This window comes from Streptomyces sp. NBC_01669 (assembly GCF_026339735.1).
Lineage (GTDB): Bacteria > Actinomycetota > Actinomycetes > Streptomycetales > Streptomycetaceae > Streptomyces > Streptomyces yanii.
Genome location: NZ_JAPEQG010000003.1, coordinates 295134 through 320197, shown reverse-complemented (window position 1 = coordinate 320197; position 25064 = coordinate 295134). Strand labels below are relative to the sequence as shown.

Here is a 25064-nt window from a genome sequence, read left to right as displayed (position 1 = left end):
CCCGATGATGCCTCGTGATCCCAAGCCCCGCCGATGGAATGCGTGAGTGGGGTGCATGGCTAGCCGTTGAGAAGCGGCAGGCGCTGGCCGGTAGAGGTCACTCCGGCCAGGTGGACACCGCCGCCTCGGGGTAAAGGGAGCACCCACCCCGGTCGTATCTCATTCGTGTGGAACGTGGAAACCCCGTTGGGGTCCGGGCCGCTTTGGCTTGGTCAGCCGACCGTAAGGAAGGCTCAACTCCCCAGCGGGAACAGGACGGCCCAACAAGCCAATGCCGGAAGCCGAAAGGAATCGGGAACCCGGGGCAGACGATCGGACTCTCCGCCGGTCGCCCCGCATAACCGTCCGGATACGGGTGAACTGCCCGGATCCGAAAGGGTGCTGACGTGGGCCGGGTGAGCCTGTGCAGAATCACTGAACGACGACGACGGAACCGAGGGGCAAGTTGGATGCCATGCAGATAGCGGACGGACCGGCCTCGTCCCTTCCGACTGCTTCTGTGCCGGTGAACGGACCCGAGGGCGAAGACTTGGACTGGGCGTCGATTGACTGGCGGCGGGTCGAGGAGGACGTACGGCGTCTGCGGCAGAGAATCTTCACGGCATCGCAGGCAGGGGACCTGAAGAAGGTCCGCAATTTGCAGAAGCTGATGCTCCGGTCCCGCTCGAACACGCTCCTGAGCGTGCGGCGGGTCACTGAGGTCAATGCTGGACGCGCGACGGCGGGAGTCGACGGAAAGGTGGTGCTGCTTTCCCAGTCCAAGGCCGCTTTGGCCCACTGGGTTCAGCACCGTGCCCGGCCGTGGATTCCCAAGCCCGTCAAGCGGGTGTTTATCCCCAAGCCGGGGACCATGAAGAAGCGCGGACTCGGGATTCCCGTGATTGTTGACCGGTGCCTGCAAGCTGTGGCATTGGGAGCATTGGAGCCCGAGTGGGAAGCGCGGTTCGAGCCGAAGTCGTACGGCTTCCGGCCCGGCCGCGGCTGTCACGACGCGATCGGGGCCATCTACTCCACGCTCAACGGGAAGAACCCGCAGCGTGCGTGGGTGCTCGACGCGGACCTGACGGCGGCGTTCGACCGCATCGATCATGATCGGCTCATGGCTACTCTCGGCACCTTCCCCGCCCGGGGACTGGTCCGTCAGTGGCTGAAGGCCGGGGTCGTGGATCGCGGTCGGTTCGCCCCGACCGAGAAGGGAACTCCGCAAGGCGGGGTGATCAGCCCATTGCTCTTCAACGTGGCCTTGCACGGAATGGAGGAAGCCGCAGGGGTCCGCTATTACACCACCGGCAGAGATGCCGGGAGTGCACAAAGCGGCAGCCCGGTGCTGGTGCGGTACGCAGATGATTTTGTCGCGATGTGCACCAGCCGTGAACAGGCCGAGCAGGTCAAGGAACGGCTGGCTGCATGGCTGACGCCCAGGGGACTCGCTTTCCACGAGGACAAGACACGAATCGTCCACGCGGAGAACGGATTCGACTTCCTGGGATTCAACGTCCGCCGCTATCACGACAAACTGCTGATCAAGCCGAGCAAAGCGGCTCAGAGACGGCTACGGGAACGGCTCAGCATCGAAATGGTGGCCCTGCGAGGGGCCAACGCCGGTGCGGTACTCAAGAAGATCAATCCGATCGTGCGGGGTTGGTCGGCCTACTACCGGACGGTGGTGTCCAGCGAGATCTTCACAGCGTTGGACAATCACATGTGGAAGCTCGCTTACAAGTGGGCCAAGCACAGCCACCCGAACAAGCCGAAGCACTGGATATCCGACAAGTACTTCGGCCGGTTCAACAGGTCCAGGAAGGACCGGTGGGTGTTCGGTGACCGCGACAGCGGTGCCTACCTGCTCAAGTTCTCCTGGACGAAGATAGTCCGGCAGCAGTTGGTCAAGGGGAAGGCGTCCCCGGACGATCCTGCCCTGGAATCCTATTGGGCTCAGCGGCGACGCAAGGGAACCCCTCTGCCAGTCGACGCCATGACCGTGCGCCTCCTACAGGCACAACACGGCCGTTGTTCGATCTGCGGAGGGCTCCTGCTGCACGCCGACCACCCGCCACAAAGCCCGCAGGAATGGGAAGCGTGGCGGGTCATCATTCGGAAAGCGATCTCCAAGCAATACATCGCTTTCCCGGACGAGAGCACGCCGGACGGTCAACGACTCCGTCTCCTCCACACCCATTGCCAACGGCGAAATGGGGCCGCCGCGATGACGAGTCCAGCACTTTTGCCTGCCGGCGAGCCTCTGGGGCTTGCTTGAGCCGTGTGCGGTGAATAGCTGCTTGCACGGTTCTGAGGGGGCGGGGACGCAGTAATGCGTCCCCGCTACCCGACTCTTCATCGGCCTCAACAGCTCCGCGATCGGCACCCTGGTCGAACGCACCAGCAGGTTCACGATGCTGCTGCACCTACCGCCCATGCCCGGCCACGACGGCACACGGGCCAAGAACGGCCCCCCACTGGCCGGCCACGGAGCCGCAGCCGTACGCGACGCCCTGACGGAAGCGATCACCCGCCTACCCGCCCAACTACGCAAGTCCCTTACCTGGGACCAGGGTTCGGAAATGGCGCAGCACGCCGAACTCCGCATCGACACCGGCCTGGAGATCTACTTCGCCGACCCGCACAGCCCCTGGCAGCGCGGCACGAACGAGAACACCAACGGGCTGCTACGGCAGTACTTCCCGAAGGGCACCGACCTCAGCAGACACACCCGCGAGGATCTCGCTGCCGTCGCAGCTGCCCTCAACGGCCGCCCCCGCAAAACCCTGGGCTGGAGGACACCCTCCGAGACTCTCAACAGTCATCTACTATCAACACAAAACGGAAGTGTTGCGACGACTCCTTGAACCCGGGCAGTACACATCGTTCGCGCTGGCCGAGCATCTGGACCGAAATGGGATCGCGGCATCGATCGGCTCGGTCGGCGACGCTTGGATTCCAGTGGTCGTCGCAACACGTGGTCGGTTGGTCAGGCTGCGATCGAGTCTGGATCCGCGCCGACGCTGTGCACCTGGAAGCTGCCGTAGAAGCCCGGCGAGGGCACGTCATCGGCGTCATACGCCGCGGAGGAGGCGCCGGCGATCTGGTCGCTGACGGTCTTCTCGTACGAGTTGGGCCACATCTCTAGGTACCCGGGCATCCCGGTGCCGGTCCTGACGTCGGGGACGTTGGAGGCGACGTCGAGGTCGTCGACCCGCTGGCGCGTGATCTGCCCCGGCCGGGTGGGCAGTCCCAGACGTCCGGGATCGTCCGTGAACGCTTCCATGTCGGCCCACACCCATTGGGTGCCCGAGCCCGAAGTCGTCTCCAGGCAGTACCCGACGCGGTCGAAACCGCCGGACACCGAAGCGGTGTCGTCGAATGAGTACGGCACGTTCTGGTTGCTCCAGTCGGCGCCCGTCGGAACGTCGAGTTGGAGCACGGGTTGGAAGCCCGCCGAGCCGGCGTTGTCCCCACAGGACGTCGGCTCGGCGGACGCGGCTTGCGCCACTTGCGTCACGCCGGGAAGCATCGCCACGACGAAGGCCGCTGCCAGAGTGAAGGTGACAAGCCGGGCGCGCAGGGCGATCTTCACGGGGACTCCTCGGCTCGGCTGTCGGTTGGCGGTTGGCGGTGGATCGGGCGGGGCTCGTGGATCAGAGCACGCGAACGTGCACCTGGGAGGAGGATCCCTCGACCGACGCGTCGCCGGCGTAGACCACCTTCAGGGTGCGCAGGCCCCGTTGATTCATCGTCAGCGCAGTCGAGGCCGTGCCGCCGGCCGAGAGTGTGAGGGTCTTGACCCGGTGCCCGTTCTCGTAGACCAGCACGCTCCCGCCCGGTGTGCCCGCCGTGGTCGAGACCGTGACCGTGAGCGTCACCGACTGCTTCTTCTTCACCGACGTCGCGGAGAGGCCGACGACGACCTGAGACTTCGCCGCGGTCACCCTGGCGGTCTCGGCCGAGGTCGACGACGCCGGAGCCTTTCCGGCCTTGGACGCGGTCACCGTCACCGACAGCCGATGCCCCATGTCGGCCCGGACCAGCCGGTAGGTCGAGGCGTTCGCGGCGCCGATCGGATGCCCGTCGCGGCGCCACTGGTAGGCGAACGACAGGCCCTTGGTGTTCCACGAACCCGTGGTCGCGGTCAGCACCGAGCCGTACTTCGGTGTCCCGGCGATCTGGGGAGCGACCAGGGCCTTGATGGTGTCCACGTCCGCCAGGTCGACGGCCACCGAGTGCACCGGCTCCGGGTTTCCGGCCACGTCGGTGGAGAAGAAGTCGACCGTGTGCCGGCCGAAGCCCTCGACCGCAGGAGTCTCGCCGGCCAGCACCTTCCAGGCGCTCCCGTCGATCCGGTAGGTCGTCGTCGCGACGCCGCTGAGCGTGTCCTGGGCGGTGAAGCCGACCATGGCCCGGTCTGCCTCCGCCGTCCCGGGCCCGCGGGTGACCGCGAGCTGGGTGACGGGAGCGGTCCCGTCGATCCATATTTGCGCGGTCCGCTGACCGGTGGAGTTGCCGGCCGTGTCCTTCGCCCGGTAGTAGACCGAGTGCTTGCCGTCACCGCTGACCATGACCGGAGCGACGTACGCCTGCCAACCGGCGGACTGGCCGACCTCGACCGAGGGAGCGGTGTCCCGGTTGTCGACGGCGGTGACGGCCACGGAGGCGTCACCCCGGTACCAGCCGTTGTCGCCAGGCGCGGCGGCACTGGTTACCGTCGCGGAGGCCAGCGGAGCCAGGCTGTCGTCGGACACCGGCAGCACCCAGCTGTCAGCGATCGACGGGTCGAAGTAGCCCGAGGCATCGAGCGGGAACTCGTACTTGATCCGTACGGTGCCGTCGTTGTCGATCGCGGCGGGATCATCGATGACCGTCTGATAGGTCTTCGTGCCCATACCGGTCTCGGTGCGCTTCAGCATGTACGTCTTCACCAGGGTGTCGTCGACGTAGATGTTGTACTTCTTCGTCCTGGCGCCGTCGAACGTCTCCCGGTTGCGGAGCATGAAAGGCTTACCCGGCGTCACATGCACCACGGCCGAGTACCACGAGCCCGGGTTGGCCGAGTTCGCATAGCGTCGGTCGAGGCCGGCTTCGATGTTCGTCCCGCTGGCCGGTGCGGCCATGATTGCGTGGGCATTCTCCGAAGCCGCGTTGCCGAAGTCGACGTAGTCGAGGACATCCTGCGTCGGCGGTACCGCGAGGTTGACCCTGATCGTCGCGTTCTTGCTGGCGAGCATCGCACCCTCATCGACGAAGTCGACCTCGGCGTCCTGGTCACCCGCGACGGTCTCGAGTCCGGGGAACAGCGGGAGTACGACGACCTTGGTCGCCCCGGGCTCGATCGTGACCCGGTCGGAGGCGGGCGGGGTCTTCCACCCTTCCGGCAGGACCGCCGTGACCTGGCCCGACACGGCGGAGCGGCTGTTGTTCTTGACAGTCGCGGTCAGAGTGGCCTTCTCGTCGGAGCCGTCGACCGGGTTGGCCGACGTCACGGTGGTGATGTCAACGCCCGACGTCACCGAGACCCACGGCGTCGAGTCGTTCAGGGTGAACGTCCCGTACTGGCTGGTGAAGGTCAGCTTGACCGAGGCGTCATACGTGCCGGGCTTCTGGTGTTTCGGCACACTGACCGTGAACGGCAGTTGTGCGCTGTCGCCCGCTCCGACCGTGTCCTTGGTCGAGCTGGTCGGGTCGACATTCCAGTCGTCGACCGTCACGACGGCCTTCAGATCGCTGATCCCGACATCACCGGCATTCGCGATCCCGATCGTTCCGGGGACGCTCGCTCCGGGCAGCCCCGGATCGGCGACGGGCGGGACAACCACCGAGATTCCGAGACTCGCGGCGACCGCCTTGCCGAACAGCGCCTCGATCGACTCCAGACGGGTCGTCAGGTCGTTCTTGACCGGTCCGTCGACCGACGAGTCGGCCAGCCAGGTCTTGAGGGTACGGATTGTCGCCACGCCGTCGCTCAGCCGCTGCGATGCCTGACCCGAATCGCCTGCGACGTCCGCCGCGAGGGCATCCTCGACCTTGCCGCTCGCGGTGTCGAGTGCCCCACCGATGTGGGTGCGGCTCGCCGCACCGAGGTCACCCGCTGTTGCCAGGTCGCCGGCATGGTCGTCGGTCTTGTGGATTTCAGAGACGATGTCGCCGAACAGGGCGCGCTTAGTGTCGGAGTGGATCGAGTACGAACCCGAGCCGACGGTGAACGTCACGACGCCCTTGCCGACCGATACATCGCTGACACCATCGGCCTTCGTGATCGGCGTGCCGCCCTCGGTCACGGCCTCGATGTTTCGGGCCGGGATGCTGACTCTCGAGGTCGTGTTGACCGGGACCGTGATGTCCAGGGACATTCCCTGATCGGTCTTCTTCCAGTTCGAGCCGATCGTCCCGTACACGGATTCGTAGGTTCCATGGCCGCTGGTCAGGTCGCCGCCCATGGCCGGGGCGATCTTCGACTCCTTGTAGCCGGCCTTGATCGCCGAGATGCCGCCGATGTTCTGATACATCCAGTCACCGACCGCGCCATAGGCGTAGTGGTTGAAGGAGTTCATGCTGACATCGCCGAAACTGCCATCGGGGTTGATCGAGTTCCAGCGTTCCCACATCGTGGTGGCACCGTGCTCGATCTCGTAGCCCCACGACGGGTAGTCCTTCTTGAGGATCATCGTGTAGGCCAGGTCGGACCGCCCGATGCTGCTGAGCGCCGGCAGAAGCCACGGTGTTCCGAGGAACCCGGTCGTGAGGTGGTAGTCGCTGGTCTTGAGCTTGGCGACGAACTTCTCGCCGACCTTCTCGCGCAGCGCCGGATCAGTCACGAGGTTCATGCCGAGCGCCATGGCGTATGCCGTCTGGCTCCCGCCTTGGACCGTGCCGTCGGCCGCCACGAGCTTCGACGTGAAGGCATCGCGCACATCGGCTGAGAGCTTCGCATAGGTCGCCGAGTCGGCGTCCTCACCGATCGCCTTCGCCATCTCCGAAAGCATGCGCGCGTCTTCGGCGTAGTACGCGGTGCCGAGGACATCGGTGCCGGTGTTGTCGTCGAGGTTGAGCCAGTCGTTCCAGTTGCCACGCGCCGAGTCGATGAGGTCGTCGCCCGCGCCGTTCTTCACGAAGCCGAGGAACTTCTTCATCGACGCGTAGTTGGCCCGCACGATGGCGTTGTCACCCTGCGCGTGCCACACCGCGTACGGCACCGTGACCGCCGAGTCGGACCAACCGAGGCCACTGCCCATGTCGATCGTCGGCACCGATGGAGCGATGCCCGGGTAGTTGCCATTGCTATAGGCGGAGTCACGCAGGTCGGTCGTCCACTTGCCGAGGAACGCGCGGGTGTCGCGCAGGTAACTCGCGGTCGGCGAGAAGACGTTGATGTCGCCGGTCCAGCCGAGGCGCTCGTCACGGGCCGGGGTGTCGGTCGGGATCGACAGGAAGTTGCCGCGCTGTCCCCACGAGATGTTGCTCTGGAGCTGGTTGAGCATCGCGTTGGAGGTCGTCAGCGTTCCGGTCGCCTTGAGATCGGAACCCCAGACGACGCCGGTGACATCGCCGAGTTCGGGTGCGCTCGTGACATTCGAGATCTCGAGGTAGCGGTAGCCGTGCTGCGTGAACTTCGGTTCGTAGACGACCGTGCCGCTCGTGCTGAACGTGTAGTAGTCGGTGACCTTGGCCGCGCGGAGGTTGGCGGTGTAGAGGCTCCCGTCCTTGTTGAGGACCTCGCCGTAGCGGATCTTGACGGTCTGTCCCGTGACGCCCTGCAGGCGCATCCGGGCGACGCCGACCATGTTCTGGCCGAGGTCGTAGACGTAAGTACCGGCGGAAGGACTGGTCCTGGTGAGTGCCGGAAGCTCGCCGGTCGCGCGCACGGGCTCATCGGGCTGCGGCACCAGCTTGGCGGTGTCGGAGGCGCCGACTGTGGCAGGGTTCCACGCCGCGTCGTCGTAGGCGGGGCGGTCCCAGCCGGGCTGTTCGGCCCCCGCGTCATACGTCTCACCGTCGATGTTGTCGGCAGCCACGTATGGACCCGAGTGGCTCTTCCACGTGCCGTCGGTCTTGATGACCTGATGGGTGCCGTCGGTGTAGTCGATGCGCACCTGCGCGATCAGGCCGACCGAGTTGCCGAACACGCCGGGGCCCCACATGCCGACCTTGCCGGCCCACCAGCCGTCACCGAGCTCCGCGCCGATCGCGTTCCGGCCGTTGGCAAGCTGATCGGTGACGTCATAGGTCTGGTACTGGATGCGCTTCCTGTAGTCGGTGTCGCCAGGGGCCAGGAACTGGTCGCCGACCTTCTTGCCGTTGAGCTCCAGCTCGTAGGTGCCGTGCGCGGAGGCGTACACCCTGGCCCGGGCGACCGTCTTGTCGGGGTCGGTGGTGAACTCCTTGCGCAGAAGCGGCAGATTGCTGTCGCTGGTCCGCAGGATCGCGTCGAGCTTCTTCTCCACGAGCAGGCCGTCCGGCGTCAGGGTGCCGCCGGTGAACGGGTCGGTGGGCCCGGAGAAGTCGGTCCGGAACAGCACGTCGCCGGCCTTCGAGGTGACCTTGACCGCGTGGATGTGCGCTGTCTCGGGTCCCTCGTTGGCGAGGTCCTGGCGGAAACCGATGAAGCCCTTGGCGAACGTGGCATCGGTGCGGCTGTCGATCTCGGCGCCATCGAGCCTCGTGGTGATCGTGGGGCCGTCGACGGTGATCGACAGGCGGTGTGTGCCGGTGAGCAGTTGGGCGGATGTCAGGGTCGTGATCGGGATGTTCCCGAGCAGGGAGTAGCCGCCGTTGACCTTCTTGTGCGGCCGGAACTTCGGGACTGCGGTCCCGTCGGCGGTGCTGACCTGCCACATGTACGCGTTCCCGGTGTCCGACGCGCGCAGGTAGACGCCCAACGCCAGGTTGTCGAGGGTGAAGTCGACGTCTGTGGTGTAGTCGGTCCACTTGTCCATCTCGCCGCCGGCGGACTTGCCGATCCAGTCGCCGGTCCACTCGGCGGCGTCCAGGATGCCGGTCTCGAACCAGCTCGGAGCGCTCCAGTCGCCGGCCTGGTCGTCGCCGTCCCAGACCCTGGCCTGCCAGTAGTAGCGGGTCTGCGAGGCCAAGTCCGGCCCGGCGTACCGCACGTCGAGCTGGTCGCTCGACTCGACCTTCCCCGAGGACCACACGTCGTCGGCGGCTGCGCTCGTGCCGACCCGGACCTCGTACGCGCTCTGCACCACGCCACGGGCGCCCGACGTCGACTTCCAACTGAACGTCGGGGCGTTGCCCGCGATGCCGAGCGGGTCGGTCCGGGCGTTCGTCTGGAGAGCGCCGACCGCGAGGCCGTTCCCCTTCGTTGCACCGGCCGCCGGGTCCGCGACCAGGAAGGCGACGGTCACCATGACGAGGGCCGCAAGCAGCGCGAAGAACCGGCGCCCCACTGGGGTGGCGGGTGGGACAGGGAGTGCGGCAACTGGTCTGGCAGGCGTCATGCCGACGGGCCTTTCGTGGCAAGAGGGGGCCCTCGCGGTTCCCACTGCGAGGTGAAACGTTCCAAAAATGATGTGGCAGCCGTCACATGTCAAGGGTTTGGACAACATCGGCCACCGCACTTGATTGCGCCCAGGTGCGCAACCACGCCACCGAGCCCACGCTTACCGTTGATTGAAACGACACATTGTCAAGCCGTGGCGGCGATCTCAGCTGAGCTCACCGCGAACCGCCCAGACGACCGCCTCGATCGGCGTCCCACGTCGAGGAGGTCGCACAGGGCCCGCAACCTGCGGCGCAGGGCCCGCTCGCTGGTGTCGAGTTCGCGTGCCGGCGCCTCGGGCGCGCGCCCAGCCGCGCGCCGGACGACGCGGGTCGAAGTTGATCCCCAGGGCGGCGAAACGGGCGGCGGCTCGGCGTACATGGCCCTGCGGTCGATCCGCCGGCCGGAGCCAAGGATCAGGCGACCGCGCCCCCGGCGGCCTCGGTACCCGGCGGTGGGCCCGAAGTCCACGTCCTCGCCGCCGAGCCGCAGGCGCACAGCCTTTCAGACACTGCTGTCCGAGCCCAGGTGCGGCACGTCTGCGGGTCGGGTCAACGCCGTGGTCGGGAGCGACCATGCGGTCTGTCCGGCCGCCTCGCCGAGAACTGACACGCTCCGTCGTTTCGGCCTCGGTGGCCGCGGCCTGGCGGCGGCACTGGGCGCGGGCCGCCTCGATTGGACGCGGCCCGGTCTTTCGTCGGCAAGCCGCTCGAGCGCGAAGGCCCGGCTGGCGCGTCGGCCGACGACGCCTTGTGATTGCTCCAGAGCGTTCAAGCCGCGGCCGCCCAACATGCCTCACCCACGGTCCGTGCTCCCGGAACTGGTGGGGTCAGTACGGGTCGGTGGCCAGCACGGCCTGGCGCCCTCTTCGCGATTCGCGGACAACCCGGGCGGGCCGGAGCAGGTCGGGCGCGGCGGCACGCACGGTCAGCCTTTGGCTGGTCGAGGCAGATAAGAGAGACCGCACGGAGCTGAGTGCCAGCTCTCAATCTTCATGCGACACACCCAGGTCGTGACGCATAGCGGTTCTCATAGTTCGGAGCATGCCCCAGACCTCGTACTGGGCCTGAGCCGCGGTCTCCGTCGTTTCGCCCGGTCCGGGGGCACCGCGTTCGAGGCGCTTGACCTGGCCGTAGACCTTGTTCAGAGCTTGGTTGACGGCACTCGCTCGCATGAGTACTTCTTCGGGGGCGATCATCTGTGCTTCGGAGTATCGATCACGGTGCGCGTTCTTTGCTTCATCGAGCGCGACGCTGTCGGCATCCTCCGCGCCGCGCTCCCTCATGACGTGCAGGTGGCGGTTGAGTGCGGTATTGAACTGCGGGGCATCTCGGTTGAGTTCCGCATAGCAGGTACGTCGCAGTGAACGGCTCTCGCGGATCTCTTCATGTTCACGAACGAGCTCTATTTCCCGGAGCTTCGCTCGTTCGGAGCCGCGCTGGGTGAGCAGCGATCCTCCCAGAGTTCCTGCGACGCCTGCCACCGCGATGATCACTGAGCTGAGCTCCACCGACGGCTTTGTCAGGTTGAGCGAGTGCTCGAGGGTGTGAGCCGGTTCGACGCGTTTCGGCTTCGGTGGTGACAGCGGCTCAGGCTACGGCGGGCAGGCTGGCGACGCCGGTGATCTGGTCCCAGATCGCGAAGCGGATGATCATCTCGGCGCGGTAGTTCGGGGCGGTGAGGAGGTGACGGCGGGGTCGGAAGTGGGGTGAGATGCCGCTGAACGCGGCCAGGAACCGTTGTGCGGCACCCACCGATCGGAAGCCTTTCATCGCGCGCTCGCGTTGCCTCGTCGGCTGGTGGGAGTTCTCGGCCCGGTTGTTCAGGCCCTTGTGCGAGCGGTGTTCGACCGACGGCATCTCGTGGCGGTGGGCGGCGCCGTAGGAGCGGAGCTTGTCGGTGACGATCACCCGGGGCACCGACCGGGTCTTCTTCATCAGCTTCCGGAAGAAACGCCTGGCCGCGGCCTCGTCCCGCCGGTTCTGCAGCAGGATGTCGAGCACGTTCCCGTGCTGGTCCACGGCCCGCCACAGGTACCGCTGCACGCCGTTGATTTTGACGAACACCTCGTCCAAGTGCCACTTGTCACCAGGCCCCGGACGGCGCCGACGTAGAGCAGCGGCATAAGCCGGGCCGAACCGGCGCGTCCACTGGTGGACTGTCTCGTGGCTGACCTCGATGCCGCGCTCGAGCATCAGCTCCTCGATGTCGCGCAGGCTCAGGTTGAAGCGGTGGTACAGCCACACGCAGTGGGAGATGACCTCCGGAGGGAAGCGGAAACCCCGGTACGACGGCGTCACCACGGACAGCCCCTCCAGCGATTCGACCAGACGGATGATCATGCCGCCTGAGAAGGCCACCACTCAACCTGACAACGCCCTTCGACGTACCGGGTCGGCGTGAGCCCGGTGAACGCCCGGAACTCGTGGCCGAAGTGGGCCTGGTCGAAGTAGCCTGCGCCACCGGCGAGGTCGCCCCAGTCGACCGGTCCGGCGGGGTTGATCGCGAACACGGTGGCGGCGAAGCGGTAGGTGCGGGTCAGCCGCTTCGGCGTGACGCCGATGAGCCCCTTGAACCGCTGTGCCAGATGAGGGCTGCTGACACCGGCTGCCACGCTCAGGTCGCCGATCGCCACCGCCCCGCTGGTCGCCGCGATGACGCTGCTCGTATGGCGGACCAGCCCCAGGCCGACGGTCTCGCACAGCCGTCGCATTAGCTCCTCCTCCAGCAGCGTCAGCATCTCGTGCGGTTCGTTCGAGCAACGCCCGGCGGGCGGTCGGGACCCGCACCGCCCTGCCTTGCGCAGCGCCTGCCGGGCGTTCAGCAGCTTGGCCGTTGTCCTCCGAGCGCCAGCGCCCACCAGGTGGGACTTTCAGAGAAGTGACCAGCCCGAACGAGATCGCCCCGCTCCAGATCGTCGACGGCATGCTTACCTCCCAGGACCCCTTGGGCTGCCGGGAGGCGTCCGGTTGGGAAGAACCCTGCGGGGCCAGGGACGCCCGGGCCACCGCCATTACTCCGATCCTCACGCCACCGCTCTTGACCCGCATCCGGACCTCGGCCGCCGGCACCAACCACCTCATCCTCATTGACGCCCGGCCGTGGGCAACAGAAGGTGAGCAGGCACGACGATCAGGGGGCGGTATGACGACAACCTGCTACCAGTCCGGTGACGCGGACACGGCCGGCGCTGCGGGGGCCGAAGGCGGGCCCTCACCTGCGACCTCGCACGGCGAGGATCACCTCGGCGACGGCCCTCAGGACCGTGGCACGGTCCCGCGAGGCGGTGCCTTTCAGCGCGACGACGACGACCAGCACGGCCGCGGTGGCCGCGACCAGCATGCTGGCCACGGGCACCAGGGCCCAGGCGGTGACGTCCATGGCAGTCCCTCGAACGGCACGAGGGCCATCCCACAAGAACGGCCCGGAACGACGAAGATGTGCCGGACCGAGCGGACGACATCGACATAGGGTCAGGTCAGGCACGTACCCAGTCCGGACCTGAGCGGATCCGCCGGATCCGGGGCGCGCGGGAAGGACTGCGGTGGGCAAGAGGACGAACCTCAGCGCGGGACGGCAGGCGCTGCACGAAGCACTGCGGGAACTGGAGGAGACGGCGCTTCAGGGCAGAAACCGCACGGAGGCGATCGACGAGGCAAACCGCCGGCTGGAGCAGGCCGGGCTGACGAAGCTCGGGCCCACCACGGTCGGCGGCTGGTTCGAAGAGGGCAGCCCGGCAAAGGACTTCAGGTCCCTGTGGGCCCTGGTCCAGGTACTGCTGGAGTGGTCCGGACAGCCGTCACCAGACACCCTCAGCGGCCCCTCCCGCGGCCAGGCAACAGCACGGTGGATGGCCACCGAGGAACTGTGGAAGAACCGCTGGGAGCAGGCCACGGGGGCCGCTGGTGCACGGCTGGGGCGGGGAGGACCAGCGGTGGACGCTGAAGCGGATCAAGACGCTGATCGGCCGGATGTTCCACGTCGGGTACACGGTGCAGGGGGTGTGGAAGCTGCTGCGCCGGCACGGCTGGTCCGCGCAGATGCCGGCCCGGCGGGCGCTGGAGCGGGACGACGGCGCGATCGAGGTGTGGAAGCGCGAGGTGTGGCCGCAGATAAAGCCACCGCGGCGGCCCGGCACGGCTGGATATGCTTCGAGGACGAGACAGACCAGGGGCTGAGGCCGCCCAAGGGACGGACGTGGGCGCCGCGCGGCGAGCGCCCGGTGGTGCACGTGCGCGGCAGCAGCCGCGGCCGGGTGAACGTGGCCGGCGTGCCCTTCCAGACCTTCGTCTCCAACAACTCCATGCCCTGCGGCACCACCATCGGCCCCATCACCGCAGCCCGGCACGGCATCAAGACCGTCGACATCGGCGTCGCGATCCTGTCCATGCACAGCGTCCGCGAACTGCGCGGCGCCGACGACCCGTTCCTCCTGGCGAACGCGCTGGTGGCGTTTCTGGAGGACTGAGTTCCGCCGCTCCGGCGCCCCCTCGCGAACCACTGTTTTGAACCTGTTTAAATTGGGGTACCGCGACGTACAATGCGCTTCGCTCCCGAGCGATCCGCGCTCTTCACAGTCTCGTGGGGGGACTTCACGTGAGAAAACGATCCCTGGCACTCGCCTGCGCCTTTGTGGCGGCAGGCGTCCTGCTGGGCCCGGTGCCGGCCGCGCACGCCGCGGTGGCACCCGTGCTGTACGGCGCGGGCAGTGACGGCACGCCGGCCTCCGGCCTGGTCTCGGTGTACGCCTCATCCGACAGCGCCATCACCTCCATCACGGCACACCTGTACGCGCCGGACTCCGCCGCCGGCGACCCGGAGGTCGCCGAGGTCAGCGACTTCACCCGCGCCTCGGGCACCGACCAGCAGGGCTCATGGCGGACCAGCACCCCGCTGCGACTCGCCGACCTCGGCGTCTACCGCGTCATGGTCGACCTGACCGACGCCGACGGGGACACCACCACGGCCCAGGGCACCTACGAGTACGAACTCGAGGCGAACCTGACCGACCTTCAGGCCACACCGCAGAACCCTGACTACAAGCACCAGGACGTCACCGTCACGGGCGGCTTCACGGTCACCGACCCGCGCACCGGCGAGACGACACCGGCAGCGGGCAAGCAGGTGGACCTCGAGATTTCCAACGAGGCCGACAAGACGACCACGACCGGCGCCGACGGCCGTTTCACCGCCACCTACACCGTGGACGACCCGTCCATCGCCAACGTCAACGCCTGGCTGCGGCTGGACGAGCCCTGGTACCAGTCCAGGGCCAACCAGAGCGTCGAGGTCAGGGCCGTGCAGTCGCAGACGCGCATGACCCTGGACGCCACCGACGTGTACGTGAAGGCCGGTCAGCCGGCCACGGTCTCCGGCACGGCCGAGGTGTACGTCGGCGGGGCGTGGAAGCCACTGGCCGGAGCCGTCGTCGACGAGGTGTGGGACGGCGGCGACGGAGGACCCGGCGTCGCCTCACGGCCCGTCACGGGCGCCGACGGCCGCTTCACCGGAAACCTGACCGTACCGAGGTCGGGACGGGTCGAGGTGCAGGTGCGCACCGGGACGTACCTGGGGTACAGCGGCTTCCAGACAGTCCACGTGTACGTCGCGAACAAGACGTCCATCACCGGCTTCACGGCGACCTTGAACAAATACTCCGAACTCACCGCCAAGGGCCTGCTGAACACCGGAAAGCAGATGCCCTCGAACGCGGTCAACAAGGTCGAACTCCAGTACTCGGCCGACGGCAGGACCGGCTGGAAGACCGTGAAGACGGTCACGCCGGGCAGCGGCGACCCCGAAACCGGCGCACCGTTCAAGGGCACATTCGACGCGCCCTACAAGGGCTACTACCGGGCGCACTTCAAGGGCAGCCGCGACTTCCAGGAGTCGTACAGCGCGGTCGTGTACGCCAAGCGCACCCCGACCCGGATCACCGACGGCAATGCCTCGCCCGAGCCGGTCCACAAGGGCCGCACGATCACCTACAAGGGCAAGCTCCAGCAGTACACCTCGAGCGCCTGGAAAGCCTACGCCAACCAGAAGGTGAAGATCCTCTTCCGCCCCAAGGGCTCCAGCACCTGGTACGACATGGGCAACACCTACACCCGCTCGGACGGCACCTTCAGCAAGGGCTTCACGGCCTCGAAGGACGGCACGTGGGTCGCGGTTCTCCTGTACCCGAACAGCACCCACCTGGTGAGCTCGGGGCGCGAGGACTACGTCGACGTCATCTGAGCACGAGCACATGCGGAAGGCCGCCCCGGACAAAGCCGGGGCGGCCTTCGCCACACGTACTGCGGAGAGAGCCCCGTCGCCCTATGTTGTCTCAGTGATTCGTGATGTGTTTGACCACCGGGTGATACAGGCCGCAGCCGCCGATGTCCAGCTGGCGAAAATGGAGTTCGACGGCGCTGGCCAGTGGCTGACTTCCGTCGGCGAGGGGCCTTCGGAGCCTCTTGCCGCAGAGGTGTGGGTGTTCGACAAGGCGCTCGCTCGAGTGCTGCTGGTTCATCACCGGTGGCGCGGTTGGGTCCCGCCAGGCGGGCGCGTTGAGCCGGGAGAAACACCTCGGGAGGGAGGGCGGCGCGAGCTTTTCGAGGAGACCGGCATCGAGGTGGAGCTGCTGCCGGAACCTGCCGCAGCCACTGTGCGGTCCTATCACCCGGAGTGGCCGGCCACCCTTGGGTTGTCATTCGTCGCAATCGTGGAGGCTGCGAAGCCTTTGGCCCCAGAGAGCGGACAGCCAGCGGCCTGGACACCCCTGGACGAGGACTGGGCCAGCTACTTCCCCGAGGACGCATCGCGCGTCCGTCGACATGCGCGACGGCTGCGTGAAGACTCAGCCCGCTGAATCGAAATTCTTGAGCGTCCGCCCAGAGCGCGAAATGTGGCTCGCGGATCAGGTACGCCAGGGGAGTGCGTATCCTTCGCGCAGCGGTCCGCCGAGCAGATCGAGAACTTGCTCGGCTGCAGTCGCCAACGGCGCGGGGTCGGCGCGATCGGCCACGGCTTGATGGCCATCCAGCAGAGCCTTGCCACGCACCGGGTCCGCACTCAGTAGTCGGCGGGGCAGCCACTTGCCAATGCCCGTCCAAGCACCGTTGTGGGCGGTGAGCAGGTGTGCCGCCTCGCGCAGGGTGAAGTCGGCGAGGGAAAGCTGTTCATACCGATTGGCCGGCGGGGTGTCGACCAGGTCGTCCATGTAGCAGGTAAGGCCGTAGCGACTTCGTTCCCTTTCCGTCAGCGTGAGGGGAGGGGGACCGCCCGCGAGCACCGCGCGGGCCTGTTCGCACGTTCGAGACAGATGGCCATGCGGGTCCATCAAGGGCAGGCCCTGGTCATAGATGAAAAGGACCGTGCCTCGGCGGCGTGCCCTGTCCCACTCGAAGAATTCCGGTACGTCCGCAAGGGTGTTCAGGAACAGCTCGGCCAGACGGCCCTCATGACGTATCACCTCACGGCGGCTGGTGTCCGAGTCCGGCAGAAGGACCGCCACGTCGAGATCACTGGTCGAAGTAGCGCGACCCTGGCAACCGAGCCTCCTAGCACGGCACCCAGAGCGTGCGGGAAGCGAGTAGTGACCAACCGCAGAGCCTGGGCAGCAAAAGTGTCTTGATCATCCATGGGCGCTCATCGTGCCATCCCCAGAGGATGCCGACCAGGGCTCGATGCGCCACGTAGTTCAGAGAAGTGACCAGCCCGAACGAGATGGCCCCGCTCCAGATAGTCGACGGCATGCATACCTCCAGAACCCCGCTGCGGGCCGGTTGTGGGATCTCAAGTTCGGCTGCACAATCTCACCGCCCGCTTCATATCGACTGCACTCTCCGTGTTCCTCGACGAACTCGCCCACCGCGCACGGCACATCGAACTGGCCGGCGAGCCCCGCCGCAACACCTCCCACCGTGTCTGGGGCTACGCCTCCCTGCCCGTCTCACTCTCCGCGCGCGCGGATCATGGGTGAGCTATCCTGCGCGCATGCGCGGACAGTTCACAGGCTGGCCGGAGCAGGCCATGGACGTGTTGTGGCAGCTCCAGGGCGAACCGACCCACGCGACTCGCGAGCGCTACCGCGCGGACCGCGAACGCCTGGTCCGGCAGCCGATGATCGCCCTGCTCAACGAGGTCGCGGACACCGACCCCCGGTACGAGGACTTCTCCGTCTGGCACTACCGCACCGACTCCTGGTGGTGGCAGCACCAGGGCGCGGTGATCCGGCTCGGCCGCAAGATCGAGATCAGTCTCCGGTTCTCCCTGGACGGCCTGCAGATCCAGGGCGCCTGGTGGTACCCCGATCCCGGCCAGGTGGACATGTTCCGCAAAGCCGTGGCCTCCGAGGGGAGCGGCCGCGAACTGTCCGCCATCGTCGAGGACGTGCGGAAGAAGGGCTACGACATCTCCGGGGACGTGATGAAACGCCCCCCGCGCGGCTATCCGACAGACCACTCCCGTACGAACCTGCTGCGCCACCGTTCTCTGATCGCCGCCCGTCCCCTCGGCTGCGAGGAGTGGCTGCACACCCCCGAGGCGGTCGACCGAGTCCTCTCGGCCGCCGCTGACCTGGACGCCCTGCTGATGTGGCTGGTCCGCCACGTGAAGCGCGCCGCCTGACATCACGAGGGCCCCGCGCGGCACGGGAGGAACCAAACCCGTGCCGTCGGCCCCCGCGCTCAGAAGGTGACGCGCACCTTCAGCGCCGACCGGTGGTCCATCGCCCGATGGCCGTCTGGCTGCGGGTGCCGATTATTACGTCCCGGCAAGTCAAGCGGCGTGTGCGTACTCGTGGAGGACCCCGCCGAGTCGGTCACGTCGATGGACGTCCAGCCGGTGGAGTCGGTCGGGTTCGGTGATCGGCTCGGGGTCTGGCCGCAGGGGTGCTGCGCTGTGCAGGGTGCGGTGGGGCCGATGCTGAGAAGGCTTCGAACTCGCCGAGTGCGTGGAGCAGGTGGGCCTGGTTTCAGATCAAGGTCCGGTCGAGGAGCTCGTGCCTGCAGGTCTGCACCCAGCGTTCCATGATCGAGTTCATGCGGGGAACACGGATGCCAGTGGTGACGATCTCGATGTCCTCGGCCTCGAAGACGGCGTCGAACGCACGGGTGAACTTGCTGTCACGGTCCCTGATCAGGTGCGTCACGGTGGCGCTGGCGTCCTGGAGGTCCATCACGACTTTCCGCGCGGCCTGGGTGACCCAGTCCGCGGTGGGGTGTGCGGTGGCGCCGAGGATGCGGATGCGGCGGTTGGCTTGCTCGATGGCGGCGAAGACATACAGCGTTACGCCGTTCACGGTGGTGGCGGTGAAGAAGTCGCAGGCCAGGATCGCGTGGGCCTGGCCGCGCAGGAACGCGGCCCAGGTCTGGCGGTCACGTTCGGGAGCAGGCTCGATGCCGTGTTGCTTCAGAATCTCCCACACCGTGGAAGGTGCAACCTTGATACCGAGGGCAGCGAGTTCCCCGTGGATCCTTCTGTAGCCCCATCCACCGTTCTCGCGGGCCAGACGCAGGACAAGAACCTGGATGCTGCGACGGGTCGGCGGCCTGCCGGACCGCTTGCGACGGGAGGCGTCCGCATGACGACGGCGCATGAGGTCACGATGCCACCTCAAGATCGTGTCTGGGGAGACGATCAGGTGCAGCTGCCTCAGCCTGGGCCTCGGGAACCGGTGGAGAAGCGCTGCCAGGAGAGCACGGTCCGCCGGAGTGACGCGCGGCCTGTCGATCTGCCGCTGCAGGACGGCCAGCTGGTGGCGCAGCGTCAATATCTATGAAGGCGAACACGCTCGACACAGCGAGGTAGGGCAGTCGCAACAGCACGATCAACCAGCCTGACACGCCCGCACAGCGATCACCGGCCGTTCGCGAAAACCTGCACGTCACAGGCACCCGGTCCCGACACTACGCGTCGTGCCACCCGAGCGCCGCAGCGATGATCGGCAGCGCGTCGTCTCCGGCGCGCGCCGTCCACACGCTGAACCCGCTCTCCGGAAAGACGAGTTCGGCCTCGCGCTCCACGACGGTGACGCCCTGTCTGCGTGCCGCCGCCACGACTTCGGCGTACGGGTGCCCGATCAGCTCCATGCCCCGGTGCACCACTTGCGCGGGCCGGGCCATGACGACCCGTGTCACGCGGCCTTCGGAGTCGTATCCGACAGCCGCACCCGCTGACAGGAAATGGTCCTGCGAGGCAGGCCCGAATTCGGGTTCGGACTCCATTCCGCTGCCGAGCAGTTCACGCACCTCTTCTCTCGGGGATCCCAGCCGCACGGCTCCGAAGCCGCGGTGGGGATCCACCTCGAAGTGCCCCGGCGCGATTCGTCCTTCCCCTTCGAAGAAGGAGAATTCATAAATCACTCGGGTGCGTGAGGAGATCAGAACGCTGCGGAAGTCCCCCGGGGCGTCCGCATGCGGATTGCCGAGCACGATGCCCAGCCCCGGGACAACCCAATCAGAGCCCTTCTGCTCCACGGGAACACCGGCGGAGCGCAGCTCCGCCAGTACCTCCGTGTGGGAACGGTCGAGCAGTCCCACGCCTCGCAGGCTCAGCTCCGCCGGGGCGGCCACCTCGATTGAACACAGCGAGTCCCTGCCGTCGTATCCCAGGATCATCCCCAACCCGTGATAGGCGTCCGAGAGAACCGGAGCGTATGCCGAGCGGCGAAATACGGACGGCTCCCCCAGAGTCTCTCTGACGGACTGCCTGGACATCCCGAAGCGCACCTCGGGAAAGCCCTCCAACGGCAAAATCTCCATGTCGATCAAGGCGGCCTCCGGGATTAGACGATCGGCCGGTTGAACCCGGCCTTGTTTGCGGCTTCGATGAAGTTGGGCAGCTTCGTGAGCATCTCATCGATTGCGGCATCGTACTTGCCTGGGAACCTCAACTTCACGTTGTCGATGTCCATCTGGAGAGCTTCCGTGAGGCGCCCCTGCTTGAGGAGGTACGACTGGTGGGCGCGGTGCATCTGCCCGTCGTAACTGCTGCCCCAGCTCTCCGTGGCGTGATGATCGGCCTTGTCCATTTGGATGGTCAGGCCCTGCCCCTCCGGCATGCCGAAGGCGTCCTTGATGGACTGGCTCGCCGGCATGTGATTGCGCTCGATCACGCCCTTCTTCGCGTGCTGGTCCTTGTACTGGCCGCCCCGGTAGGGCCCACCGGTGACGGCGCAGGCGCCCTGGACCGGCGGGTTGGCGTTGTGGACCAGCGCCGGAGTGCCGCCGACGTACACGAAGTAGGTGTGGACTCCGTCGACCGTGAGGTTGTGAACCCGCTGGGTCCGCTCGGTCTCGTCGACGCCCGTGACCTGGGACCAGGCCCCGGTCGCGGTCTGCAGCCACATTCCGGGCTTCAGTTCCCCGGCCGTGACCCACCGGCCGAAGTCGGGGAGCCAGAAGAGGTGACCGGTCGTTGCCGTGATCGTGCCGGGCTCGGCCGGGCCCTTCGCGCCGTCGGGGTCGACGGTCACCCGGACCAGGCGCTTGCGTCCTTCGCCGACGATGGTGTCGGTGATCTGACGGGCCTGCAGGTCGCCGGTCTCCGGGTCGGAGGCCAGGACGTACTCGCCGGCCTTGAGGTCCTCGATGTTCTTCTTGGACCCGTCGGCCATGACGACCTTGGTGCCGGGGACGAAGCTGTTCTTCTTCGCCCCCTTCGTGCAGGCTTTCTTGCCGCCCTTGACCTTGTCCGTTGCCTTCTTGACCCCGGCCTTGGCCTTACCAGCGACCTTCTCTACTCCGCCTGCGACCTTCTTACCGCCGGCCTTGGCGGCACCCTTGACCGCGTCGACGGCCTTGGCGCCCTTCTTGGCCCACTTCGCCGCCGTGACCGCGTTGCCCGCGCCCGGGATGGCCGCGGCCATGGACATCGCGCTGTCGACGTAGTTGCCCTCGGCCATGTACCAGATGCCGTTGGCGACGTCTGCGGCCTCGCCGATGACCGGGACCATGCCCGCTACGTCGAGGGCTGCGTGGCCGACGTCGGAGAGGGAGATGTCGATGCCGAAGAGGTGGCCGTCCAGCTCCACGAAGGTGATGGGGTTGCCGCCGGCGAAGGCGTAGCGGTTGCCGGTGTACGGGTCGGTGGCCAGGGACATGTCGTCCAGGGCGCCGCCGTACATGTCCCTTGTCAGGAAGCGGTTCAGACCCGGGCTGTAGTTGCGGAAGCCCATGTCGTACGTGCCGGAGCCGTCGTCGTACCGCTGCGCGTTGTAGCGGTAGTCGTTGTACTGCTCCTTGTCCGGATTCTGTGCGTCGGGCTTGTCCGCGCCGGTGAACTGCGCGTCGTCGTCCGAGCCGTAGGCCGTGTAACCGTAGGTGGCCCGGGTGTTGCCGTCCTCCTTCGTGACCGCCTCCACATCACCCTTGGGGTGGTAGAGGTACTGCGAGTACTCGTGGGGACCGGTGTCCTTGTGCTTGATCTGGGTCAGCTTCTGACCCCACGGGCTGTACTGGTAGGACTTGGTCGCCTTGCCGGCGACCTCCTCCCGCAGCACCTTCGACTCCATGCCCAGGTACGTGAAGAGCGTCGTCTTCCCCGACGTGCCGGACGTGGTCTCCGACGCCGTGCGGTCAAACGCGTCATACACGTACGACGTCGACTTCGCCGACGCACCCGTACCCTGTCCCGCTCGAAAATACGATTTAGCGGCTGTGGCCTGCACGTTTGCTGATCCTGGCGACAAGGCCTCGACTGGCCTGCGACGATCTGCGGATGTCGCTGTCGGTCGTCGCCACGCTCGTCCGGAATCTGATCACCGTGCCCGCTGCCGTACTGCGCAGCCGTATGGCCAAAGATGCGGAAGTTCTCGCGCTCCGGCATGAGAACGCGGTGCTGCGCCGGCAGATCGCCCGGGTCTGCTACGAGCCCGCCGACCGGATCTGGCTCGCCGCACTCTCCCGGCTGATCCCGCGCGAACGCCGGCGCCAGGTCTTCGCGGTCACCCCCACCACACTGCTGGCCTGGCACCGTCAACTCCTCGCCCGCAAGTGGGCGTTCACCCAACGCCGCCGCCCCGGCCGACCCTCCACCGCGCCCGCCGTCAAGCAGCTCATTCTGCGCCTGGCCCGCGAGAACAGCACCTGGGGCCACCGCCGGATTCAGGGCGAACTCGCCCGCCTGGGCTACGCAATCGCCCCGTCCACAGTCTGGGAGATCCTGCATGCCGCCGGCATCGACCCCGCCCCGCAGCGCTCCGGGCCGACCTGGCGCCAGTTCCTCACCGCCCAGGCCCACGGCATCATCGCCGCCGACTTCCTCCACCTCGACACCGTGTCACTCAAGCGCCTCTACGCCCTGGTCGTCATCGAGCACGGCACCCGGCGCCTCCACCTCGCCGGCGTCACCGCCCATCCCACCGCGCAATGGACCGTCCAGCAGGCCAGGAACCCCGCCGTGATCCTGGACCGCCGCATCGACTCGCTGCGTTTCCTCCTCCGGGACCGGGACAGCAAGTACACCCGTGCCTTCGACGCCGTCTTCGAGGCCGACGGCGTGGAGATTCTGCTCAGCCCACCACGGGCACCCAAAGCGAACGCGATCTGCGAGCGAGTCGTGGGAACCCTCCGCCGCGAGCTCCTCGACCGCATGCTGATCTACAACGAGGCCCACGCCGTGAAAGCGCTGACCGAGTACATCCAGCACTACAACGGACACCGTCCCCACCAATCCCGCCAGCAGCTACCCCCGGACAGCGACCAACCGTCCAACCCTGCCGCCATCACCGACCTCCAGGCCCACCGGATCCGGCGACAACCCATCCTCGGAGGATTGATCAACCAGTATCACCGCGCCGCCTAATGGGAGCTACGGAACTGGGGAATGCTCGGTTCCGTAGCCGCCAGCAGGTGAGCACTAACGCCGCCGGAAGCATCGACTTCTGAGGTCAGACCGTGCCCCTGCTGGTCGGCCGGGAGGCCAGACCGCTGATGGGGTGGCGTGCCCGCCCGTCAGGGTGTGAGCACTGGATCCATTAGGCCGCGTGCCGTGCCTTCCGCAGGCTGCACCGCTGTGTCAAGTACGTGACTGGGGAGGGTCTGTTGCTGCTGATCGGTGATGACTGGGCCGAGGACCACCACGATGTCGAGATCCAGGACGAGACCGGCCGGAAGCTGGCCGCCGCGAACCTGCCCGAGGGAGTGGCGGGCATCGCCAAACTGCACGAACTCCTCGCCCGCCACGGCGGCGAGGACCTGGATCCGGGCGAGGTGGTGGTCGGGATCGAAACCGACCGCGGCTCCTGGGTGCAGGCCCTGATCGCCTCCGACTACCAGGTCTATGCGATCAACCCCCGGCAGGTCGCCCGTTTCAAGGAACGGTATGCCTCCTCCGGCGCCAAGAGCGACAAGGGCGACGCGCACGCGCTCGCCGACATGGTCCGCATCGACCGGGCCCAGCTGCGGCCGGTGGCCGGGGACAGCGAGCAGGCCCAGGCCGTCAAGGTCGTCGCCCGCGCCCACCAGACCCTGATCTGGGAACGCACCCGCACCTTCCAGCGGCTGCGCACCACCCTGCGCGAGTACTTCCCCGCCGCCCTGAACGCCTACGCGGACCTGACCCTGACCAGCACAGACGCGCTGGAACTGCTGATCAAGGCGCCTGCCCCGGCCGCGGCGGCGAAGCTGACCCGCACCCAGATCACCGCCGTCCTGACCCGGCACCGCCGCCACAACCGTGCCGCGAAAGCGGCCACGATCCAGACCGCGCTGCGTGAGCGGCAGCTCGGCCTGCCCGAGCCGGTCACGGCCGCCTACGCGGCCACCGCCACCGCTCACGCCCGTCTGATCATCGCGTTGAACGAGCAGATCGCCGCGATGGAAGAGCAGGTGAAGACGCATTTTCTGGCGCACCCGGACGCTGAGATCTACCTCTCGATGCCCGGCATCGCGGAGATCACCGGCGCCCGGGTGCTTGCCGAGTTCGGAGACGACCCCACCCGATACACCAGCGCGAAAGCCCGCAAGAACTACGCCGGCACCAGCCCCATCACCCGGGCCTCCGGCAAGAGCCACACCGTCCAGGCCCGCTACGTCCGCAACAACCGCCTCGCCGACGCCCTCCAGACCCAGGCGTTCTCCGCCCTGCGCGCCTCACCCGGCGCCCGCCACTACTACGACAAACAACGAGCCCGCGAAGTCGGCTACAACCCCGCCCTCCGCCAACTCGGCAACCGACTCGTCGGCATCCTCCACGGCTGCCTCAAAACCCGCACCCGCTACGACGAAGCAACCGCCTGGTCCCACCACGCCCACCCCCAAGCCGCTTGACACCAAACGACATGGGGTGTCTGACCAAACGACACCACCGCAGCTCACAGCGCCGAATCGTATTTTCGAGCGGGACAGGCTCGGCTCTCCCTGTCCCCACCCTCACGGGCGGGCCTCTAACGACGCCGCAGACTTCGCGTGATGCTACGGACCGCTTCTTCGCTCCCCCTTCACAGGGCTTTCGACGCTGGACTTCGACGCCGGGCGTTTCCCCCCGACGCCGCCAGCCTGCTACCGGGCCTCCTGGCAGCTACCCGGACCGGACTCACACCGGCAGGCGACAACGAGCTTACGAACCACGATCAACCACCTACATGGCC

At 67.1% G+C, this 25064-nt stretch carries 17 protein-coding genes and 3 pseudogenes; 10 read left to right on the top strand and 10 right to left on the bottom strand.

Going from position 1 to position 25064, the window contains the following annotated elements:
- The first annotated feature begins 454 nt into the window (after positions 1-454).
- Together ltrA and OG972_RS48430 are read left to right on the top strand one after the other, a co-directional pair.
- Positions 455-2257 (top strand): group II intron reverse transcriptase/maturase, encoded by a 1803-nt coding sequence (ltrA, locus tag OG972_RS48435; RefSeq protein ID WP_266993500.1) that lies wholly within the window; start codon positions 455-457, stop codon positions 2255-2257.
- Positions 2258-2345: 88 nt separating this feature from the next.
- A pseudogene (locus OG972_RS48430) lies at positions 2346-2846 on the top strand (IS30 family transposase); the annotation flags it as partial.
- A gap of 122 nt (positions 2847-2968) precedes the next feature.
- On the opposite strand, the gene OG972_RS48425 reads toward OG972_RS48430, so the two are convergent.
- The 6 genes from OG972_RS48425 to OG972_RS48400 form a co-directional block, all read right to left on the bottom strand.
- Entirely contained in the window at positions 2969-3574 is a 606-nt protein-coding gene (locus OG972_RS48425) for a hypothetical protein (protein ID WP_266993498.1), read from the bottom strand.
- A gap of 61 nt (positions 3575-3635) precedes the next feature.
- Positions 3636-9446 carry a family 78 glycoside hydrolase catalytic domain gene (locus tag OG972_RS48420; RefSeq protein ID WP_266993496.1) on the bottom strand — a complete coding sequence of 1937 codons (5811 nt, stop codon included), beginning with the start codon at positions 9444-9446 and terminating at the stop codon, positions 3636-3638.
- A 1026-nt stretch (positions 9447-10472) separates the two neighbouring features.
- Positions 10473-10982: a hypothetical protein gene (locus tag OG972_RS48415; protein ID WP_266993494.1), complete on the bottom strand. Its 510-nt coding sequence runs from the start codon at positions 10980-10982 to the stop codon at positions 10473-10475.
- A gap of 94 nt (positions 10983-11076) precedes the next feature.
- Positions 11077-11829 carry an IS6 family transposase gene (locus tag OG972_RS48410; RefSeq protein ID WP_266977655.1) on the bottom strand — a complete coding sequence of 251 codons (753 nt, stop codon included), beginning with the start codon at positions 11827-11829 and terminating at the stop codon, positions 11077-11079.
- Complete coding sequence (locus OG972_RS48405) at positions 11826-12347, bottom strand: AraC family transcriptional regulator (RefSeq protein ID WP_266993492.1); 522 nt, start codon at positions 12345-12347, stop codon at positions 11826-11828. Before OG972_RS48405 ends, OG972_RS48410 begins: the two co-directional genes overlap by 4 nt.
- A gap of 353 nt (positions 12348-12700) precedes the next feature.
- A complete protein-coding gene (locus OG972_RS48400) occupies positions 12701-12868 on the bottom strand; it encodes a hypothetical protein (protein ID WP_266993490.1) in 168 nt (55 codons plus the stop codon).
- Between the two features lie 590 nt (positions 12869-13458).
- On the opposite strand from OG972_RS48400, the gene OG972_RS48395 reads away from it, so the two are divergent.
- The 4 genes and pseudogenes from OG972_RS48395 to OG972_RS48380 all read left to right on the top strand — a co-directional run bounded on the left by OG972_RS48395 (position 13459) and on the right by OG972_RS48380 (position 16340).
- Positions 13459-13665 carry a winged helix-turn-helix domain-containing protein gene (locus OG972_RS48395; RefSeq protein ID WP_266993706.1) on the top strand — a complete coding sequence of 69 codons (207 nt, stop codon included), beginning with the start codon at positions 13459-13461 and terminating at the stop codon, positions 13663-13665.
- Positions 13566-13955 (top strand): annotated as a pseudogene (locus OG972_RS48390) (M18 family aminopeptidase); the annotation flags it as partial. The gene OG972_RS48395 and the pseudogene OG972_RS48390, both read left to right, overlap by 100 nt.
- Positions 13956-14083: 128 nt before the next feature.
- Positions 14084-15724, top strand: coding sequence for a hypothetical protein (locus tag OG972_RS48385; RefSeq protein WP_266993488.1), 1641 nt, complete (start codon positions 14084-14086; stop codon positions 15722-15724).
- A 94-nt stretch (positions 15725-15818) separates the two neighbouring features.
- Positions 15819-16340: an NUDIX domain-containing protein gene (locus OG972_RS48380; protein ID WP_266993486.1), complete on the top strand. Its 522-nt coding sequence runs from the start codon at positions 15819-15821 to the stop codon at positions 16338-16340.
- 48 nt (positions 16341-16388) lie between these two features.
- Here the strand turns inward: OG972_RS48380 and OG972_RS48375 are convergent, their stop codons facing one another.
- On the bottom strand, positions 16389-16985 hold the full coding sequence (locus OG972_RS48375; protein ID WP_323136007.1) for a nucleotidyltransferase domain-containing protein: 597 nt from the start codon (positions 16983-16985) through the stop codon (positions 16389-16391).
- Between the two features lie 273 nt (positions 16986-17258).
- Here OG972_RS48375 and OG972_RS48370 point away from each other — a divergent pair, with 273 nt between their 5' ends.
- Together OG972_RS48370 and OG972_RS48365 are read left to right on the top strand one after the other, a co-directional pair.
- Positions 17259-17453 (top strand): hypothetical protein, encoded by a 195-nt coding sequence (locus OG972_RS48370; RefSeq protein WP_266993484.1) that lies wholly within the window; start codon positions 17259-17261, stop codon positions 17451-17453.
- Positions 17454-17467: 14 nt separating this feature from the next.
- Positions 17468-18100 carry a DUF2461 family protein gene (locus OG972_RS48365; RefSeq protein WP_266993482.1) on the top strand — a complete coding sequence of 211 codons (633 nt, stop codon included), beginning with the start codon at positions 17468-17470 and terminating at the stop codon, positions 18098-18100.
- A 150-nt stretch (positions 18101-18250) separates the two neighbouring features.
- Here the strand turns inward: OG972_RS48365 and OG972_RS48360 are convergent.
- From OG972_RS48360 to OG972_RS48350, 3 genes and pseudogenes are all read right to left on the bottom strand, one after another.
- Positions 18251-19299 (bottom strand): annotated as a pseudogene (locus OG972_RS48360) (integrase).
- A gap of 81 nt (positions 19300-19380) precedes the next feature.
- Positions 19381-20091 (bottom strand): hypothetical protein, encoded by a 711-nt coding sequence (locus OG972_RS48355; protein WP_266993480.1) that lies wholly within the window; start codon positions 20089-20091, stop codon positions 19381-19383.
- Positions 20092-20258: 167 nt separating this feature from the next.
- Positions 20259-22067, bottom strand: coding sequence for a polymorphic toxin-type HINT domain-containing protein (locus OG972_RS48350; RefSeq protein ID WP_323136006.1), 1809 nt, complete (start codon positions 22065-22067; stop codon positions 20259-20261).
- A gap of 125 nt (positions 22068-22192) precedes the next feature.
- Here OG972_RS48350 and OG972_RS48345 point away from each other — a divergent pair, with 125 nt between their 5' ends.
- A complete protein-coding gene (locus OG972_RS48345; protein ID WP_266993478.1) occupies positions 22193-23278 on the top strand; it encodes an integrase core domain-containing protein in 1086 nt (361 codons plus the stop codon).
- Positions 23279-23517: 239 nt separating this feature from the next.
- Positions 23518-24744 (top strand): IS110 family transposase, encoded by a 1227-nt coding sequence (locus OG972_RS48340; RefSeq protein ID WP_266992992.1) that lies wholly within the window; start codon positions 23518-23520, stop codon positions 24742-24744.
- The last annotated feature ends 320 nt before the right edge of the window (positions 24745-25064 follow it).

Coding starts and splice junctions, on each gene's coding strand:
- OG972_RS48395 (WP_266993706.1), top strand. CDS start 13,459: ATGTTCCACGTCGGGTACACGGTGCAGGGGGTGTGGAAGCTGCTGCGC.
- OG972_RS48420 (WP_266993496.1), bottom strand. CDS start 9,446: ATGACGCCTGCCAGACCAGTTGCCGCACTCCCTGTCCCACCCGCCACC.
- OG972_RS48355 (WP_266993480.1), bottom strand. CDS start 20,091: ATGATCCTGGGATACGACGGCAGGGACTCGCTGTGTTCAATCGAGGTG.
- OG972_RS48345 (WP_266993478.1), top strand. CDS start 22,193: ATGTCGCTGTCGGTCGTCGCCACGCTCGTCCGGAATCTGATCACCGTG.
- OG972_RS48410 (WP_266977655.1), bottom strand. CDS start 11,829: ATGATCATCCGTCTGGTCGAATCGCTGGAGGGGCTGTCCGTGGTGACG.
- OG972_RS48400 (WP_266993490.1), bottom strand. CDS start 12,868: ATGGACGTCACCGCCTGGGCCCTGGTGCCCGTGGCCAGCATGCTGGTC.
- ltrA (WP_266993500.1), top strand. CDS start 455: ATGCAGATAGCGGACGGACCGGCCTCGTCCCTTCCGACTGCTTCTGTG.
- OG972_RS48365 (WP_266993482.1), top strand. CDS start 17,468: ATGCGCGGACAGTTCACAGGCTGGCCGGAGCAGGCCATGGACGTGTTG.